Source organism: Devosia nitrariae, from assembly GCF_030160115.1.
Classification (GTDB): domain Bacteria; phylum Pseudomonadota; class Alphaproteobacteria; order Rhizobiales; family Devosiaceae; genus Devosia; species Devosia nitrariae.
This window is the reverse complement of record NZ_BSNS01000011.1, coordinates 754698-771960: the sequence shown is the minus strand read 5'-3', so window position 1 is coordinate 771960 and position 17263 is coordinate 754698. Positions and strand designations below refer to the sequence as shown.

Sequence of the window (17263 nt, the reverse complement as noted above, 5' to 3'; positions counted from 1 at the left end):
TCATTGGCCCAAGGGCCAAACAGACAGGCAGACAACGCCTCAAACACTCCCTTCGCTGTGAAGGGATGCTGTAACAGAATCCGTTCTTGGTTCGGATCCTAGGCGATATCAACGATTTAGGAATGGCGGAGAGGATGGGATTCGAACCCACGAGGCAGCTTTTAACCACCTACTCCCTTAGCAGGGGAGCGCCTTCGACCACTCGGCCACCTCTCCAAGGCCGGCTGATATAGGGGAAACACCCGGTAGCGCAAGGCATTTCTGATCCCTGGTGATAAAGTTCACAGGAACGACCCTGCAGCGACATGCAGGAATTTGCCCGCACAAAACCAGTTTGTGCGGGTTTCCCCGCACAAACCGGTTGATCATGACAAATCGCTGACAGAGACCCTCAGCCGCCGTTCAACTCGAAACTGGCACTATTATGTGCAAGGGGCGCGGCGTATGTGGCCCTCGCGGGGGAGAGGGGAATGCCGCAGTCTGCCTCTCCCTCGTTCTGCTCGTTTCCATCCACCGTCAGACCGCCGGCTGCAGCCTCAGCGCTGGCCGAAGAGCACCTTCTTGGCTTCCTCGTCCTCGGTAAGGTCTATCCGCTCGCCGCTCTCAACCGTCAGTTCGAGCCCCTTCTTCGCCCCCGGCCTGTTGCTGACGCGTTCGATCCAGGCGGCAACGTTGGGGAATTCCTTGAGGTCCATGCCCTGGCGCTCCCAGCCGCGGGCCCAGCCGATCGAGGCGATGTCGGCAATGGAGAACTCGCCGGCGATATAGTCCTTGCCCTCGAGCTGGGTGTTGAGCACCCGGTAGAGCCGGTGCGTCTCGTCTCGGTAGCGCTTGATCGCGTAAGGGATCTTTGCGGGAGCATAGAGGGCGAAGTGATGGTTCTGGCCGAGCATCGGACCGAAGCCACCGACCTGCCAGAAGAGCCATTCGTCGACCTTGACCTGCTGGCGGGGGTCTGCCGGATAGAATCTGCCGAACTTCAAGGCGAGATATTTGAGGATGGCGCCCGATTCGAAGATCGAGATCGGCTCGCCGCCCGGCCCTTCCGGGTCGACGATGGCGGGAATCTTGTTGTTGGGCGAGATCTCGAGAAACTCGGGTTTGAACTGGTCGCCCTTGCCGATGTGAACGATGTGCACATTGTAGGGCACGCCCAGTTCCTCGAGCATAATCGAAATCTTGTAGCCGTTGGGCGTCGGGAAGAAATAGAGCTCGATGGGCTTGGTTTGCGTCGTCATGTGCCGATCCGTCTCTAGAGCGCGATGCGCTTGCTTGTTGGTGTCGCGGGATTTTCGCGAAAAACCGGTACCCACTTTTTCGCATCCCGCTCAGGGGAGAAGAGCGCCGGCAGGACCCGGCGCAAGGAAGAGATTCGTTATATCGGCATTTAACGATACAGGGCAAGGTGAGCCCGGCCATGGCCGGGCTCACGCGCCCTATTCGCGCGTGATGCGCATGTGCGGTTCGCCGTCGCTGGTGGTTGCCAGTGAGACTCCGCGGATGTCGACGGTCGCCGTAACCCGCTGTCGCAAAGCCGAAAAATGCTCGGACTTCACCACATCGACGGGATCGTCGAACTTCACGGTCACCTGGTAGTGCTGCATATCAGCCATGAGGTTGACGCCGATGACGAGGCCGCGGAACGGGTGGCCAAGATACGTGCCCTTGGCACGGCTGCCGACCTGCACGGGCGCGCTGACGCGCTCGGGGAGCAAGGCGCGGGCGGTGTTCCAGTCGCGGTAGCCATGGGCTTTGGCGCTCATTTCGAGGGCGGCGCCGTGGCTGATGGGATTGCCGGCGCGGGCATGCTCCTGGCGCAAGGCTTTCGCCTCGGCCTTGAGGGTAGCTGCGCTGGTCATATCAAGGGAGAACGCCATGATGCGATCCTCTCACGTTGCGAGGCGAAAAGTCTTCATGGGAGCCCGCCTTGCCACGAAACGCCTCTGGTGAGGGAACGTCCATGTAAGATTGACGCGACTGGCGCGGCTGGCTTCACCTTCGGGATAAACCCGGCGGGCGGCGGGTGCCAGCAACCTTGCCGCTGATATGCGGCCGGTCCCGCGCGTTGTCAATCGCATGGCGGGCATGCGGCAACATCATCGGCCGTGATCGGACGGATCAGTCATTTGCATTGGGCAGAATCCTGGTGGAGCTATAAGGGTCGGTATGAGGAGGACCCTCGTGACCGAATTTCTGCTGCTTATAGCCGGGTTTCTCGGCGGCGCCGTCAACTCGCTCGCCGGCGGCGGCTCGTTCATCGTCTTTCCAGCGCTGCTGTTCGCCGGGGTACCGCCGGTCGTTGCCAACGCGTCGAACACCTATGCGGCCCTGCCCGGCTATGTCAGTGGCACGGTCGGCTATTGGAAGGATATGGTCCGCTACAAGGAGAGGCTCCTTGTCTGGTCGCTGGTCTCGCTCGTCTTCGGCTATGTGGGCGCCGAGCTGCTGCTTGTCGTCTCCGACGAGACCTTCTCGCGTATCGTGCCGTGGCTGATGCTTTTCGCCATCCTGCTTTTCGCCTTCGGCGCGCAGCTCAATACCTTCATCCGCGCCCATGCCGGCGACGTGCGCGGCGCGAGGGCCGCTGGCGCATTGCTGCTCCTGGCATTCCTTGCGGCGGTCTGTGTCTATGGCGGATTCTTCAATGCCGGCCTCGGCATCCTGCTGCTGGCGTTCCTTGCCACCGCCGGGCTCACCGACATCCATGCCATGAACGGGTTGAAGCTCTGGATTTCGGCCCTTGTCGCCATCGTCGCCGTTGCGCGCTTCGCGATCGGCGGGTCTATCGACTGGTATCACGGCTCGATCGCGCTGGTCGGCGTGACTTTCGGCGGGTACCTCGCGGCGCGCTTCGCCCACCTCATCCCGAGCTCGCTGATCCGCGCCGGCGTGATCGTTTATGGAGCGGGGATGACGGCGTATTTCTTCTGGATCGCCTACGCCTGAACGGCATCGGCCTTCCGCACCCACACCGCCGTATCGTGGAACGGCACGCCACCGAAAGGTGGAGCGGGCTCGGCGTTGGTGAGGACGTTTATCCCCTGCCCGTTGCGATGCGCCTTGTTGGGGTGAAGGCCTTCAGCGATGACGACGCCGCGGTGCATGCCGTTAAAGAACCTCGCCATCAGGTGCACCTCACCGCGTCGGTTGCCGACAATGACCGTGTCGCCTTCGGCGATGCAGAGCCCGGCCGCGTCCTCAGGGTGGATGAAGAGCGACGGCTCGCGCTCGCGCGTGCGGCTGCCGGGGGTCTCGTTGAAGGTCGAGTTGAGGAAGGCGCGGGCCGGGCTCGTTGCGAGCTTGAACTTGTGCTCTTCGTCGGTGGGGTCGTTGATTTCCCAATGGTCGGCAAAGCGCGGCATAATGGCCGGATCGCACGTCCAGATATAGCCCTTTTTGTCAGCGGCGCCCTGCCAGTTCGGGGCGAAGCGGTAGCGCCCGTCGGGCCAGCCGAAGCCATTGGCGAAGCGCTGCTCCTCATCCGGGCGCTCGCGGTTGACGAAGCCGATTTTCTCGATCTCGTCGAGATCGCCATAGCCCGAGCGGGCGAAGGTATCGGCAACGACCTCGCGGTCTTTCACCGCAAAGCTCGGATCGTCGAGGCCCAGGCGCAGGGCCAGCGCGTTAATGACCTCGTGGTTGGACCAGGTTTCGCCCGGCCGTTCGATGACCTTGGGGCCGTAGAGCACGCGGGTGTGGCCGCCACGCGTGTAGTAGTCGTTGTGTTCGAGGAACATGGTGGCGGGCAGCACGATGTCGGCCAACTCGGCCGTCTCGGTCATGAACTGCTCGTGGACGACGAGAAAGAGGTCCTCGCGCATCAGTCCCTGCCGGGTCAGCCCCTGATGCGGGGCAACGCTCGCCGGATTGGTATTCTGCACGATCATGGCCTTGACCGGCGGGCCGCCCTTCAGCGCCCTGGCGTCGCCGGTGAGGATCGGGCCGATCTCGGACATGTCGAGCTCGCGCACCCCGCGCGTCTTCAGATGCTTACCGGTCAAACGGGTCTTATCGAGCTTCCACGTGCCGGAATTGGAGTGGAAGGCACCGCCGCCGCGGTGCTGCCAGGCGCCGGTGATCGCCGGAATCGAGAGCGCCGCGTGCATGTTGATCGTGCCATTGCGCTGGCGGGTGAAGCCGTAGCCTAAGCGGAAGAAGGTGCGCGGCGCTGCGACAGTGCGGGCGAAGGTTTCAATTTCCGCAACCGAGAGGCCGGTAATGGGGACGGCCCATTCAGGTGTGCGAGTTCTCAAATGGGCTTCGAACTCGGGCGAAAAGTCCGTGTACCTGGCCAGATAGTCGCGGTCTGCAAGGCCATCCCGCAGCATCACGTGCATTGCGGCGACGGCAAGGGCACCGTCCGAGCCCGGGCGAATGAGGACAGGCAGGTCCGCCTGCTCCATGGTGGCGTTGCGGTAGATGTCGACAACGACGATCCTGGCCCCGCGCTCCTTTCGGGCTCGCATGGCGTGGGTCATGACATTGACCTGGGTGTGCACCGCATTGGTACCCCAGATGACCACGACGTCGCTCTCGGCCATCTGCTCGGGATTGACGCCACCGAGAACGCCGGTGCCGGCGATGTAGCCGGGCCAGGCGAGGCCGGTGCAGATCGTATCGTACTGGTCGGAATAGCCCCTGGCATTGCGCAGCCGGTCGATGCCGTCGCGGTGCACGTGTCCCATGGTGCCGGCATAGAAGTAGGGCCAGACGGACTCGGTGCCGTATTCGTCCTCGGCGGCCTTGAAGCGTGCGGCGATCTCATCGAGCGCCTCATCCCAGCTGATCCGTTGCCAGTGCCCCTCCCCTTTGCGGCCGACGCGGCGCCGAGGGTTGAGCAGGCGCTCGGGATGGTGGACGCGCTCGGCATAGCGGGCGACCTTTTCGCAGATGACGCCGGCAGTATAGGGGTCGTCCTTGGCGCCGCGCACGCGCCCAATGGTGTGTTCATCGAGTACATCGACGTCGAGCGCGCAGGCCGAGGGACAGTCGTGCGGACAGACAGTGCGGGCGACTCTGGCGATGGCGGATTTGGTCATCAATTCACTCGAAGCAAAGTCGCCGCAAACTAGCGCTTCTAGGACCGGCTGGCCAGAAGCGGGTTTATCGCGTGTGCACTTGCTCGAGAAAGCCGCGGATCAGCGGCCGGGCCTCCTCGAAGTGGGTCTCAAGCAACCAGTGGCCGGCACCATCAATGAGGTGCAGGCCGGCATCCGGCAGGTCGCGCAGATACGCCCTTGCCGACGGCTCAGGCATATACCCGTCCTCGGGACCCCAGACGATAAGGGTCGGCGGCTGGTTCTCGCGCAGGTACTCTTGATAGCCGGCAAACCACCCAAGGTTCTCCTCGAGCTTTTCCATGAGTCCCACGCAGAGGCGCCGGCGGACGGGCGTGTCCATCAGCGGCCAGTGCAGCTTCCAGAGATCGGGCGGCACGAGGCGAGCGACGTTCTCATCGATCTCGCCGACGAACTCATGGCGGAAGCCTTCCTCGCTCACCGCATCCTCGAGCACCTTGTGGTTCTCGTCCGAAGGATCGGACCAATAGGTCTGAATCGCCTCGTATTTGGGCCCGAGCACATCCTCATAGATGTCGCCGTTCTGGATGATGAGGCCGGAGATGCGCTCAGGGCTGCGCATGGCGAGCCGCAAGCCGATCTGGGAACCGTAATCATGGAGGTAGATGACGAAGCGTTCGACGCCCATCTTCTCGAGAAACGAATCCAGAAAGTCCGAGTAGGCGTTGAAATCATAGCCGAACCGGGCGGAATTCGGCGTGTCGCTATAGCCAAAGCCGGGGAAATCCGGCGCCAGTAGGTGCCAGCGGTCGGCGAGTGCGGGAATGAGGTTGCGGAACTCGTAGGACGAGCAGGGATAACCGTGCGGCAGCAGAACGGCGGGCGCGCCCTGCTCTCCTCCTTCGCGCAGGAAGATGGACATGCCGTCGATGTCGACGGTCCTGTGCCGTACCGGTTCGTGGTTCATGATTCCCCCGGTTGCCGGAGAGGAACAATGCGGGCGGCGGGTTCGTTCCCCGCCGCGATCGATCTTAAAGCGAGTCGAAAGCCTTGGTGGCCGTTTCCAGACTGCGCCGGGCTCTACGTCGCGTGCACCCTGCGCCGCAGGTCCGAGAGTTCAGGTGGGGTTCGCGCGTGCCCGGTGGGGTAGCAAAACGATGACAGGGCCCTCAGAACGCACTAAATTGCAGATACCGGCGAACGTTCGCCGGCGAGGTGGTCGGGGGCTTATGGAGGTCGGAATGCGGCCGCAGACACTCTATGACTGGGTGGCCTTCGCACTGGTCATCGTCGGGGCGTTGGCGTGGGGGTTCTTCACCTTCGACGTCAACATTCTCGACCTCGTACTCGAGGCGATCTGGGATCCGCTCGACAATATCGTCTTCGCGCTCATCGCGCTTGCCGGCATCTACATGCTGGTGCGCGCTTTCATGCGTTCGGACGAATAAAGCGAGGCTTATGGCGAAGCGAAAGCCTTGGTGGCCGTTTCCAGATTGCGGCGGGCGCGATTGGTGGCGTGGCGGGCAAGTTCGGCGGCGCCGCTATTGAACTGGCTGAAGGTGATGCGCCGACGGTCGTGGGTGGTGACCGCCACGCCCCGCCAGCTCGGCCGGCAACTCTTTACGTCCGACCAGGCAATGCGTTTTTCCCGGCCCAAGGCGCTGCGATATTCGAGCTCGCGGTGGTTCCAGCGCACGCGCACGAAAATGCTGGTCATGCCGATGGCAACGGCACCGAAACCGAGGGTGACGGAGGCGAGGAAGGCCGTCAGAACGCTGCCCGGATCACCCGCATACCAACCCTGGAAGGTGACGGCGAACATCAGCAGCAGCGACAGCGCCCCTGCCCCATAGACGGTGAAATATTCGACCATCGACGGCTGCAGTTCCGACCAGCCGTCGACGAACATCGCCTTCTCGTCCTGCATCAGGCGCATGGCGAGGAATGCAGCATAGCCGAACGCGACAATGCCGGCGCCGCGCGCGAGCGGCAAATGCTGGGTTGCGGGAACGTGCTTGAGGACGAGAAGAACGGTGATCAAAACGAGTGGCAATGCCACTTCCTGCCAGCGCAAGGGCACTAGTGCTCTCCAGATGTTTTGGAGCCGGTGACGCAGTTCGGCTTGATACTGCGCTCCGGAGCCCCCGATGCGCATGAATTCAATCTAGCAAGGATCGCCGCTTTGGCTATTAACAAAGTCGCGAACTGGGCAAAATCAGGCAGGTCGACTGGCGCTTTTGCCACACATGTGGCGCCGCCGTGGTCGCAGCCGTCTTCACGTTTTGAATCATCTGTTCAATGCAGTGATTCAACAGCGTCGCAACCCGCGCCCGGCAATGCGCGTAACCTATTGATCAGGAAGCGTTTTTTGCATTGACCTCACGCGGCTTTGCTATGCGGAGTGCGAAAATGGGTCCGCAGATGGGCGTTGAAGGCGTCGGCGGCCGGCGTGCGATGACCCGGGCGGGTCATGATGCCCATTTCGACAAGCCCCAGCGGATAACGTTCGTCGAGCTCATCGAGAATGCGCAGTCCCGGTGCCAGGAACCAATCGGGAGCGATAGTGACGGCAAGGCCACTGCGGGCGGTGGCGGCAAGCAATGGTCCATTGGAGGTGGTATAGGCGTGCCGCCAGGGGCGCCGGTGGCGGGCAAGCGCGGCCAAAGCCATTTCCCGCCACGAACAGCCTTCCGGCCAGAGGGCAAGCGGCAGGGTTTCGTCGAACTGCGCCGTCGCCCCCTCGGCACCGATCCAATGCAGCTTGTCCTGGCGCAGGACCTCCATCTCCTGATCGCCTGCCCGGCGAGCGACGACGAGAATGTCGAAGTCGTTCATGCGCGGGATCAAATCGGAGCTGGTGCCGGTGACAATCTCGACCCTCACGGCCGGATGCGTGCGCGCGAAACTTGCCAGCACGTCCGGGAAGAACACCTGCGCGTGATCGTCGCTGGCGCCGACCTTCAAGTGCCCGCTGACTTCGGGGGGCCGGAAGATGCCGACAATCTCCTCATTTAGCTTGACCATGGCACAGGCATATTCGAGCAGGCGCCGGCCTGAGGCGGTCAGCACATTGCGCCGCCCGTTCTTTTCGAAGAGCGCCGCACCGAGAATCTCCTCCAGGCGCTTGACCTGCGCGGAAACGGCCGATTGCGTCTTGTTTACCCTAAGGCCCGCGGCCTCGTAGGTGCCGGTCTCGGTAATGGCGATGAAGGTACGCAGGAAATCCGGGTCAAGGGCATGCATGGTCCGCTCCCGTCAATTGATCGATTTTCTCGATTAGAGTGCACCAAAACATTCGTTGGATCAATGTTTCTATCTGCGCCAATCTACACTCTCAGAGATGGGAGTGAAGACGATGACCTTGTCCGCACGAGAAATGCACCGCCATCATCACCCAGCCGGCGCGCTTTCCGGGCTCGTCGAATGGCTGGGGCTGAATGGCCAGCGCGGCGGACGCGACCGCCGGCATGCACTGACAGAACTCGCCAGGATGGCGGACTGGCAACTCGAGGATGTCGGGCTAACCCGCCAACGGCTCGAGCGCGAGCTGGCCACGGCCGGCCTTAGGGATGACCGGGAGCAGACGCATCCGGGTGCGCGATGGAACCGCAATGGTTAGAACTGCTGCGGCGTTCTCGAACCGCAAAAGTGGCGTCCACTTTCGCTGAAACGCTCTAGGAAACGAGCTTGAGGCCGACGATACCCGCCACGATCAGCCCTATGCAGCCAAGCCGCAGGGCCGTAGCCGCGTCGCCGAAGAGATAGATGCCGAGCAGTGCCGTGCCGACGGTGCCTATGCCGGTCCAGACCGCATAGCCGGTGCCGACCGGCAGGTCCCGCAATGCGAGCCCGAGCAGGATGACACTCAGAACCATGGCGCCGGCGGTCAAAACCGATGGCACCGGGCGGGTGAAGCCTTCAGTGTATTTGAGACCGATCGCCCAGCCGACCTCCAAAAGGCCGGCAACAGCCAGATAGACCCAAGCCATGGGTTTTTCCCTTCCGTGGCGGGTCGTCCCGACCGATGTAATGGAGAAAACGCGGGGTCGTCCCCGCACATCTCAATCTAGATACGGACGCCAACCAAGAAAAGTGATTCCGGCGCAAATCGGATATGCGCCGGGAGAAGCGGCCGACGTGGCTTTCTATTGCTGCGCAACCCTAGCCGCGAAAGTGGTGTTCGAATTTTTGCTGAACACGCTCTAGCCTTTGCGCGATGCAGGCCGCGTTTCGACGGGTGGCTTGGAGGCGGGCTGGTTCTCGCTGATGCTTGTCGAGGCGAGCCCATTGAGTGTGCCACCGGAGAGACCCAACTCGCCCATCAGTGCATCGATCAGCGGTGCCTGGCTGCGATAGCGGAGCGCGGCGGCGACGGCCTGGTCAGCCAGGCCCCCGTTGGTGGTGACGCCTTCGCCACTGCCGTTGCCGCCGGCACCGAGCCCATTGAGCCCGTCGACCTGCAGGATCTTGATGCCTTCGATATTCTCAATCGGCTTGACCGATTCGGCGATGATCTGCGGCAGGGCCTCGATAAGCCTGACCCGCACCTGCATGGCGATCTGATCGGGGCTCAGGACATTAGACGCTTCGTTGACCGAGCGCTTGCCCTCGGCCTCGACCTTGTACACCGCCGCCAGGGCCTCGGCACGCAGCTTTTCCGCGTCTGCCGCACCTTTGGCGGTCAGCCGTTGCTTTTCGGCCTCGGCATTGGCAGCGACACGCAGCGCCTCGGCCCGGTCGGCCGCCGCAGCCTTTTCGGCGTCCGCGGCCACGGTTATGGCGATGGCCTGCTGCTCGGCAGCCTTGCGCGCCTCGATGAGCTGGATCTCCTTTTCGCGCTCGGCAATGGCGGTCTGCCGCGCCGTCGCCACCTCTTCGGCGGCCTTGGCAGCAATGGCGCGCGCTTCGTCGGCGGCGGCATCGGCTTCGGATTTCTCGCGCGACTTCTCGGCGACGGCGATGTCGCGCGTCTGCTCGGCGAGCGATATCTGCTTGGCCTTGTCAACGGCGGCCGCCTCGACCGCCAGAGTCCTGGCGATCTCGCGCTCAGCCACGATCTGGTCGGAGGAGATGCCGGCTTCGCGCACCCTCTGGTCGGCGAGGATCCGCGCCTGCTCCGCCTCCCGCTCGCGGTCGGCCTGCTCCTGGCGGATGAGCGCGGTTTGCTCAGCCGCGCGGACCTGGATCTCGCGCTCCTGCTCCAGACGGGCGAACTCCTTGTCGCGGGCGATCTGGTATTTCTGCTGCTCGGCGTCGAGATTTTTGCGCTCGATGAGCACCTGCGTTTCCTGCTCGATGTCGTTACGCGTCTTGCGACGCTCCTCGATGGCCTGGGTGAGCTTGGTCAAACCTTCGGCGTCGAACGCGTTGTCCGGGTTGAAGAACTCGCGGTTGGTCTGGTCGAGGCCGGTCAGCGAAACCGACTCCAGCTCCAACCCGTTCTTGAGGATGTCTTCGGAGACCGCCGCCTGCACCTTCTGCACGAAGCTGACCCGCTGCTCGTGCAGTTCTTCCATGGCCATCTCGGCCGCGACCGCACGCAGGGCATCGACGAACTTGCCTTCGACCAGTTCCTTGAGCGCGCCAGGCTCCATGGTGCGCCGGCCAAGCGTCTGGGCGGCGTTGGCAATTGATTCGACCACCGGCTGCACCCGCACATAGAATTCGGCCTGTACGTCGACACGCATGCGGTCCCTGGTGATCAGCGCCTGCTCATTGGCCCGCCGTACCTCGAGCCGCAGCGTGTTCATGTTGACGGGGATCTGCTCGTGAAGCACGGGAAAAACCAGCGCGCCGCCATTCATGATGACCTTCTGGCCACCGAACCCGGTGCGGACGAACGAGACCTCCTTGGACGAGCGCCGGTAGAGCCTGGAGAAAACGAGCCCGATGGCAAAGAGCACCACAAGGATGACCGCTGTGGCGGTCAGGATGTCGAGAAACGATTGAGACATGGGGGCGAACTCCTCGGTCGCGGGGGTGGCGGGGACACCGGTCGTCGTGGTTGCCTCAGGCAGAGAGTCGGTAATCTGCTGCCCGTCGGGCGTTTTCTGCTTGGTCGCCATCAGGGCGCGGGCTTCAGCCGGGTGATGGCCCGATAGACGCCGCCGTCCTGGCTGACGATCAATACCTGGGAGCCGGCGGGGAACACCTGTTCGGGGTCCTCGGGCTCGACCAGCAGGTATTGGGTCTTGCCGCGGGTATCGACGAGCTTTGCTTCCGCCGGTTGTCCCGGACGCGCCTCGCCGCGAAAGATCGTGGCGATACGACCGACGAAACTACGCGTGCTGACCGCGTCGGTTTCTTCCCTCGGCATGATGCGGGCCAGGCCCCGACCAAGATGGCGGGTGACAAAAGCGGCACCGACAACGGCCGGGACACTGGCGATCCAGGGATCGAGTGCGAAGCCGAAGGTGCGGCGCAGGAATTCCTGTTCGGCAAAACCGATGAGCCCGAAGCTCGACGCGGCAATGAGCAGCACGACAAGGGCAGGCAGCCGCCCGAACGAAAGCCAGCTCAACACGTGGCTCAGCGGTGAGAAGCCGGCATCGGGACTGGCGAGGTCGGGTGCGTCGACATCGACGTCGAGATCGGGGAGAGCGGAATCGATTGCGGCCGAGGGCTGAAGTCCGGCGAGGAGCCCCACCAGTTCGAGGACAGCAATAGAAAGGGTTACGGCCAGGGCGACGGCGAACGGCGCGGTTTCGCTCGCAAATACGTCCATCGTCTCCGCCCCCTTCCATCGGATACGACCGACAATACTGATCTGATCAATATCGCCTGACTTTTATTTAAGCTCCCTGGAGGGTCGGTCAAGTCTTGACCGACTCGACACGCTCGAATGGTTACCTGCCGACGGCCGCGGCGGTCGCCGCTTCCTCGGCGTCGATCTCGGCCTCGGGCTCCTGTCGGAAGCTCGAAGCGAGCGGCACCTCCTTGAGGAACAGCGAGAAGCAGCAGGCCAGGGCCGCGGCGCCTGCTCCAACGTAGAAGATGGGGTGAAGGGCGCCGACAAAGGCATCGAGCGCAAGGGTACGACTTGCATCGGGAAGTGTTGCCAGGGTCGCGGCGCTGATGGAGTGCTCGCCTTCAAGACCGGGGATAGCAGCGAGACGGGCGGTCAAACCGGCCGAAAAGAGTGCGCCAAAGGCCGACACGCCGATGGAGCCGCCGATCTGGCGAAACATGGTGACGCCGGCAGTGCCGACCCCGACCATGCTGCGCGGCACGGCATTCTGGACGGCGGTGACCGAAACGCTGTTGACCGGGCCGATGCCTGCGCCAACGAGGAACATGTAAAGGCCAATGAGCCAGGTGGACGTATCGACGCCAACGGTGGACAGCAGCATCATGCCGACGAAGAGCACAGCGGTCGAAAGGATCGGCAGGACCTTATAGCGGCCGGTGCGGCTCATGGCGAAGCCGGAAAGGGTCGAGGCGCCGATGAGGCCGACCATCATCGGAACCAGCGCCAGCGCGGACTGGGTAGGCGAGACGCCCTGCACCGTCTGCAGGTAGAGCGGCAGGAAGGTGATGGAGCCGAACATGGCGAGGCCGACAATGGCACTGACGGTGTTGGAGATGGCAAAGACATTGTTGGCAAAGAGCGAAAGCGGCAGCACCGGCTCCGCTGCCCTTGTCTCGGCCCGGATGAAAAGAGCGAGCGAGACGACCGCGATCGTAACGAGCGCGATGCTCGGCGCCGACGCCCAGGCGATGGTGCTGCCGCCGAGGCTGGTAAAGAGCACGATAGCCGAGAGCGTTGCAGTGAGCAGCACGGCGCCGAGATAGTCGATGGAACGCGCGGCACCCGGCCTGGGCTTGAGCGCAATCGAGATCACCGCCAGCGCGACTAGGCCGAGCGGCAGGTTGACAAAGAAGATCCAGTGCCAGGAGAAATGCTCGACGAAGAAACCGCCGAGCAGCGGGCCGACTATCGTGGACACTCCGAACACCGCGCCGAAGATGCCCTGGATCTTGCCGCGCTTGCGCGGCGGGATGACGTCGGCGACCACAGACATGGCAACGACCATCAACCCGCCGCCGCCAAGTCCCTGAACCGTGCGGCCGATGATGAGGGTGAGCATGTTGACGGCTACGCCGGAGACAATGGCGCCGGCAAGGAAGATCAGGATCGCTACCTGCAGCACACGCTTGCGGCCATAAAGGTCGCCGAGCTTGCCGTAGATCGGCGCAACGACCGTCGAGGCCAGCAGATAGGCGGTGACCACCCAGGTGAGGTGGTCGAGCCCGCCAAATTCGCCGACGATGGTCGGAAGCGCCGGAGACACGATGGTCTGGCCGAGGGAGGCGAGCAGGAGCGTGACGGCGACGGACCCGATGATCAGCGGTATGGACTGGCCGGCGGCGGGATCTGCCTCCGGAGAAATCGGCGTGGGTGACATGAGAAGGCTTTCGTTGCCGGCACCGGTCGGGCGCCGCGGAATAAATTGACGACTTGAAATCGCTGCATCAACCTATATCTGTTCGCAGCAGATGCATGTCAACAGCATGCATCTGCACAAAGCATGCATCAGGAGCGCCCGTGCCATGTCCGAACCGAGAACGCCCGAGGTTGAAAGCCTGTTGCAGCAGGCGGGTGCCGATGACCAGACGATCGACGCGGTGAAGCGCGTGGATGCCCTGTTGCAGAACTGGCGCCGACGGGTGGTCAAGCGCGAACTCAGCCACGTGGCCATCCGGGACCTGGGCTTGAAACTCGACCTTGCCCAGCTCGATGTGCTCACCGCCATCGAGGCGCCGGTGCACGAGTTCGGCGAGACGGGGGGCGAGGAGACGATGGTGTCGACAGTGGCGGCCCGTATCGGCATCGATCCGTCACGGGCAAGCCGGCTGATCGCCGAACTCGTCGATGACGAGTATGCCGAGCGCGTGGCCAGCCAGGCGGATTCCCGGCGCACGCTCATCGCCCTGACCGACAAGGGCCGCGAGGTGACGGGAGCGGTGCGCGCCTATCGGTTCCTGTTGATGGGAGACTTTTTTGCCGGGTGGAGTGCCGAAGACCTCTCCCGGTTCCTGCCGCTTCTCGAGCGGTTCAGCCACTGGGCCGAGGACGTCGAGACGCGGCGCGGCAACGTCCTGGCACAGATAGAGGTACTGGCCGAGCACGTGGCGGGGGCGTCGGAGCCGGAGGGGGTTTAGACGGCGCTATGCCGGCAAACAAAAGGGCCGCCCGGAGGCGGCCCAGAATTTGCGTGAATGCGACGGTGTCAGCCGACGATCTCGTCGTCGGTGAAGAAGAACTTGATCTCTTCGCGCGCGGTCTCGGGGGCGTCGGAGCCGTGCACCGAGTTTTCACCGACCGACAGGGCGAATTCCTTGCGGATCGTGCCCTCGTCGGCGTTGGCCGGGTTGGTCGCGCCCATGATCTCGCGGTTGCGCGCGATCGCATTCTCGCCCTCGAGCACCTGAACGACGACGGGCGAGGCGATCATCTGCTCGACGAGCTCGGTGAAGAACGGACGCTCCTTATGGACGGCGTAGAAGCCTTCGGCCTGCTCGCGCGTCATGTGGATCTTCTTCATCGCCACCGGGCGCAGACCGTTCTCTTCGAACTTGGCGATGATCTTGCCGATGAGATTGCGGCGGACGGCATCCGGCTTGATGATGGAGAAGGTGCGTTCGAGCGCCATTTGGGTCGATCCTTGAATGGGTCTGTTGGAAAAGGTGGCGCCTTGTAGCGGGAGAGTTTGACGGAGGCAAGACGCGCCACTTCCCTGGCCGAGCAGAGGGCGACGGTAAGCGTCAGGGGAATGGAGTGAGAGGTGCCTGCGCATTAGACATCTCCTCGGGCACGCGCTATTGGCTCACCCACAAACGCAATTCCTAGACGGACCGCTGATCCACCCGGATGGATCGGCGAGATTATGACATGCTCACAATTTTGAATCTCACCTATCGCATTCAGGGCCGCGAGCTTTTCGAAGATGCCTCGGTCGTGCTGCCGACGGGGTCGAAGACCGGGTTCGTGGGCAAGAACGGCACCGGCAAGACAACTCTCTTCCACCTGATCCAGGAGCACATCGCGCCCGATGCCGGCTCGATCGAGCTGCATAAACGCGCGCGTATCGGCGCGGTCGCGCAGGAGGCGCCGGCGGGCGAAGAGAGCGTCCTTGACGTCGTCCTTTCGGCCGACAAGGAGCGCGCGGCGCTGATGCGCGAGGCCGACACGGCGACGGACCCGCACCGGATTGCCGACATCCATACGCGGCTTGCCGACATCGATGCCCACAGCGCCGAGGCGCGTGCCAGCGCCATCCTCAAGGGCCTCGGCTTCGAGCAGGACCGGCAGCTTGCACCGACCCGCGAACTTTCGGGCGGTTGGCGCATGCGCGTGTCGCTGGCGGGCGTGCTGTTCTCGCAGCCGGACCTCCTGCTTCTCGACGAGCCGACGAACTATCTCGACCTCGAGGGTACGCTATGGCTCGAGAAATACCTGGCCAACTATCCCTATACCGTCTTTCTCATCAGCCACGACCGCGACCTTCTCAACAAGGCCGTCACGTCGATCATCCATCTCGAGCACAAGAAACTCACCTTCTACAAAGGCAACTACGACACCTTCGAAGCCACGCGCCGCATGCAGATGGAGCTGCACAACAAGGGCCGCGTGAAGGCGCTCGACCAGATCGCCCACATGCAGAAGTTCGTCGACCGCTTCCGCGCCAAGGCGACCAAGGCCAAGCAGGCACAGGCGCGCATGAAGATGATCGAGAGACTGAAGCCCCCCGAGGCCCTGTTCGACGAATACGCGGCGCCTTTCCAGTTCCCGCAGCCCAAGGACGTCATGGCCATGCCCATGATCAACCTGGAGAACGTCGCGACGGGCTATGGCGACAGGGTTGTGCTGCGCAACATCACCCAGCGCATCGATCCGCAGGACCGCATCGCCCTCGTCGGCGTCAACGGCAACGGCAAGTCGACCTTCGCCAAGCTCCTGGCCGGCGACCTGCCGGTGATGGGCGGCACGCTGCAGAAGGGCAAGAAGCTCGAGATCGCGCATTTCGCCCAGCACCAGCTCGACAAGCTCAAGCCCGAGCAGACACCGCTCGAGCACGTGATCGAGTTGATGCCCTATGACAGCGAGGCCAAGCGCCGTTCGAGGCTGGCGCAGATGGGGCTGACCAAGTCGCGCATGGACACCAAGGCCAAGAACCTGTCGGGCGGCGAACGGGCGCGGCTGCTCCTGGGGCTCATCACCTTCAACGGACCAGGCATGATGATCCTCGACGAGCCGACAAACCACCTCGACATCGACAGCCGCGATGCACTGGTGGCCGCACTCAACGACTACGAAGGCGCCGTGCTCATCATCAGCCACGACCGGCACCTGATCGAAGCGACCTGCGACACGCTGTGGATCGCCGCCGACGGCACGATCAAGGAACTCGACGACGATCTCGACGGCTACCAGCGCGCCATTACCGGCACGCGCGAGAAGGCGGGAGCAGGCAATGGCGGCGCGCTTTCCAAGGACGAGCGCAAAGCTGCCAAGCAGGAGGCGGCCGCTCGCCGCGCCGAGGTCGCGCCGCTGAGGAAGGCGATCAAAGACGCGGAAGCCAAGATGGAGCGCCTGAAGGTCGAGATCGAGAAGATCGAGGTTCAATTCGAAAATCCCTCGATCTACGACGGTGCGCCCGAGCGCGTCACCAAGCTGGGCAAGGACAAGGCGCGGTTTGCCGCCGAGCTCGAAGCGCTCGAGGAGAAGTGGCTGACCATGAGCACGCAGCTCGAGACGGCCGAGCAGGCATGATGAGTGACGTGACGGCTCTTTCCGCCGGCGACGTCATCGCCGCCCTCGGCATGTCCCGACACCCGGAGGGCGGGTGGTATGTCGAAACGTTCGCCGACCCGGGAGGGGTCGGTGGACGTCCCCACTCCACTGCCATCTATTACCTGCTCGAGGCCGGCGACCGCTCGCACTGGCACCGGGTCGATGCCGTCGAGGTCTGGCACTGGCATGCTGGCGCGCCGCTCGAATTGCGGCAGTCGGACGGGACACGCCTCGAGCTTGCAACCCTCGGTCCCGACCTGCTGGCCGGAGAGCGCCCGCAGATCGTGGTGCCGCGCCATGGCTGGCAGTCGGCACGCTCGCTCGGGGAATGGACGCTGGTCGGCTGCACGGTTGCTCCCGGCTTCCGCTTTTCGGGCTTTACAATGGCACCGCCCGGCTGGGAGCCGGGAAAGCTTTAACCGACCCGCCGCGAGCGCGATTGACACTGACG

The 17263-nt window shown here is 63.4% G+C and carries 17 protein-coding genes and 1 tRNA gene; 6 read left to right on the top strand and 12 right to left on the bottom strand.

Features of this window, described 5'->3' with window-relative positions:
* Positions 1 to 123: 123 nt before the first annotated feature.
* The 3 genes from QQK18_RS14160 to QQK18_RS14150 form a co-directional block, all read right to left on the bottom strand.
* Positions 124 to 216: transfer RNA gene (locus QQK18_RS14160), tRNA-Ser, on the bottom strand.
* A 320-nt stretch (positions 217 to 536) separates the two neighbouring features.
* Positions 537 to 1238 carry a glutathione S-transferase N-terminal domain-containing protein gene (locus QQK18_RS14155; protein WP_284340973.1) on the bottom strand — a complete coding sequence of 234 codons (702 nt, stop codon included), beginning with the start codon at positions 1236 to 1238 and terminating at the stop codon, positions 537 to 539.
* Between the two features lie 198 nt (positions 1239 to 1436).
* The gene (locus tag QQK18_RS14150) at positions 1437 to 1877 is read right to left on the bottom strand and encodes a glyoxalase superfamily protein (RefSeq protein WP_284340972.1); all 441 of its coding nucleotides are present in this window, start codon (positions 1875 to 1877) and stop codon (positions 1437 to 1439) included.
* Positions 1878 to 2181: 304 nt separating this feature from the next.
* Between QQK18_RS14150 and QQK18_RS14145 the strand changes: the two genes are divergently transcribed.
* Entirely contained in the window at positions 2182 to 2946 is a 765-nt protein-coding gene (locus QQK18_RS14145) for a sulfite exporter TauE/SafE family protein (RefSeq protein ID WP_284340971.1), read from the top strand.
* Here QQK18_RS14145 and QQK18_RS14140 read toward each other — a convergent pair.
* Positions 2937 to 5039: a molybdopterin-containing oxidoreductase family protein gene (locus QQK18_RS14140; protein WP_284340970.1), complete on the bottom strand. Its 2103-nt coding sequence runs from the start codon at positions 5037 to 5039 to the stop codon at positions 2937 to 2939. The two genes, QQK18_RS14145 and QQK18_RS14140, sit on opposite strands and share 10 nt — an antisense overlap.
* A gap of 64 nt (positions 5040 to 5103) precedes the next feature.
* Complete coding sequence (locus QQK18_RS14135; RefSeq protein WP_284340969.1) at positions 5104 to 5985, bottom strand: alpha/beta fold hydrolase; 882 nt, start codon at positions 5983 to 5985, stop codon at positions 5104 to 5106.
* A 274-nt stretch (positions 5986 to 6259) separates the two neighbouring features.
* Here QQK18_RS14135 and QQK18_RS14130 point away from each other — a divergent pair, with 274 nt between their 5' ends.
* A complete protein-coding gene (locus QQK18_RS14130) occupies positions 6260 to 6466 on the top strand; it encodes a DUF378 domain-containing protein (RefSeq protein ID WP_284340968.1) in 207 nt (68 codons plus the stop codon).
* 8 nt (positions 6467 to 6474) lie between these two features.
* On the opposite strand, the gene QQK18_RS14125 is transcribed toward QQK18_RS14130, so the two are convergent.
* Positions 6475 to 7071: a hypothetical protein gene (locus QQK18_RS14125; protein ID WP_284340967.1), complete on the bottom strand. Its 597-nt coding sequence runs from the start codon at positions 7069 to 7071 to the stop codon at positions 6475 to 6477.
* Positions 7072 to 7397: 326 nt separating this feature from the next.
* Positions 7398 to 8261, bottom strand: a complete 864-nt coding sequence (locus QQK18_RS14120) for a LysR substrate-binding domain-containing protein (protein WP_284340966.1) — start codon at positions 8259 to 8261, stop codon at positions 7398 to 7400.
* A 112-nt stretch (positions 8262 to 8373) separates the two neighbouring features.
* Here QQK18_RS14120 and QQK18_RS14115 point away from each other — a divergent pair, with 112 nt between their 5' ends.
* Positions 8374 to 8637, top strand: coding sequence for a YjiS-like domain-containing protein (locus QQK18_RS14115; RefSeq protein WP_284340965.1), 264 nt, complete (start codon positions 8374 to 8376; stop codon positions 8635 to 8637).
* Between the two features lie 55 nt (positions 8638 to 8692).
* On the opposite strand, the gene sugE is transcribed toward QQK18_RS14115, so the two are convergent.
* From sugE to QQK18_RS14095, 4 genes are all read right to left on the bottom strand, one after another.
* A complete protein-coding gene (gene sugE, locus QQK18_RS14110; protein WP_284340964.1) occupies positions 8693 to 9007 on the bottom strand; it encodes a quaternary ammonium compound efflux SMR transporter SugE in 315 nt (104 codons plus the stop codon).
* Between the two features lie 213 nt (positions 9008 to 9220).
* Positions 9221 to 11083: a flotillin family protein gene (locus QQK18_RS14105; protein ID WP_284340963.1), complete on the bottom strand. Its 1863-nt coding sequence runs from the start codon at positions 11081 to 11083 to the stop codon at positions 9221 to 9223.
* On the bottom strand, positions 11083 to 11742 hold the full coding sequence (locus tag QQK18_RS14100; protein ID WP_284340962.1) for a YqiJ family protein: 660 nt from the start codon (positions 11740 to 11742) through the stop codon (positions 11083 to 11085). The genes QQK18_RS14105 and QQK18_RS14100 overlap by 1 nt, the downstream gene beginning before the upstream one ends.
* A 121-nt stretch (positions 11743 to 11863) precedes the next feature.
* The gene (locus QQK18_RS14095) at positions 11864 to 13423 is read right to left on the bottom strand and encodes an MDR family MFS transporter (RefSeq protein WP_284340961.1); all 1560 of its coding nucleotides are present in this window, start codon (positions 13421 to 13423) and stop codon (positions 11864 to 11866) included.
* Positions 13424 to 13568: 145 nt separating this feature from the next.
* Here QQK18_RS14095 and QQK18_RS14090 point away from each other — a divergent pair, with 145 nt between their 5' ends.
* Positions 13569 to 14180, top strand: a complete 612-nt coding sequence (locus QQK18_RS14090) for a MarR family winged helix-turn-helix transcriptional regulator (RefSeq protein WP_284340960.1) — start codon at positions 13569 to 13571, stop codon at positions 14178 to 14180.
* Between the two features lie 68 nt (positions 14181 to 14248).
* Here QQK18_RS14090 and ndk read toward each other — a convergent pair whose 3' ends face one another.
* On the bottom strand, positions 14249 to 14671 hold the full coding sequence (gene ndk, locus QQK18_RS14085) for a nucleoside-diphosphate kinase (protein ID WP_284340959.1): 423 nt from the start codon (positions 14669 to 14671) through the stop codon (positions 14249 to 14251).
* Positions 14672 to 14910: 239 nt separating this feature from the next.
* Between ndk and QQK18_RS14080 the strand changes: the two genes are divergently transcribed.
* Positions 14911 to 16791 carry an ABC-F family ATP-binding cassette domain-containing protein gene (locus QQK18_RS14080; protein ID WP_284340958.1) on the top strand — a complete coding sequence of 627 codons (1881 nt, stop codon included), beginning with the start codon at positions 14911 to 14913 and terminating at the stop codon, positions 16789 to 16791.
* On the top strand, positions 16791 to 17231 hold the full coding sequence (locus QQK18_RS14075) for a cupin domain-containing protein (protein ID WP_284340957.1): 441 nt from the start codon (positions 16791 to 16793) through the stop codon (positions 17229 to 17231). Before QQK18_RS14080 ends, QQK18_RS14075 begins: the two co-directional genes overlap by 1 nt.
* The last annotated feature ends 32 nt before the right edge of the window (positions 17232 to 17263 follow it).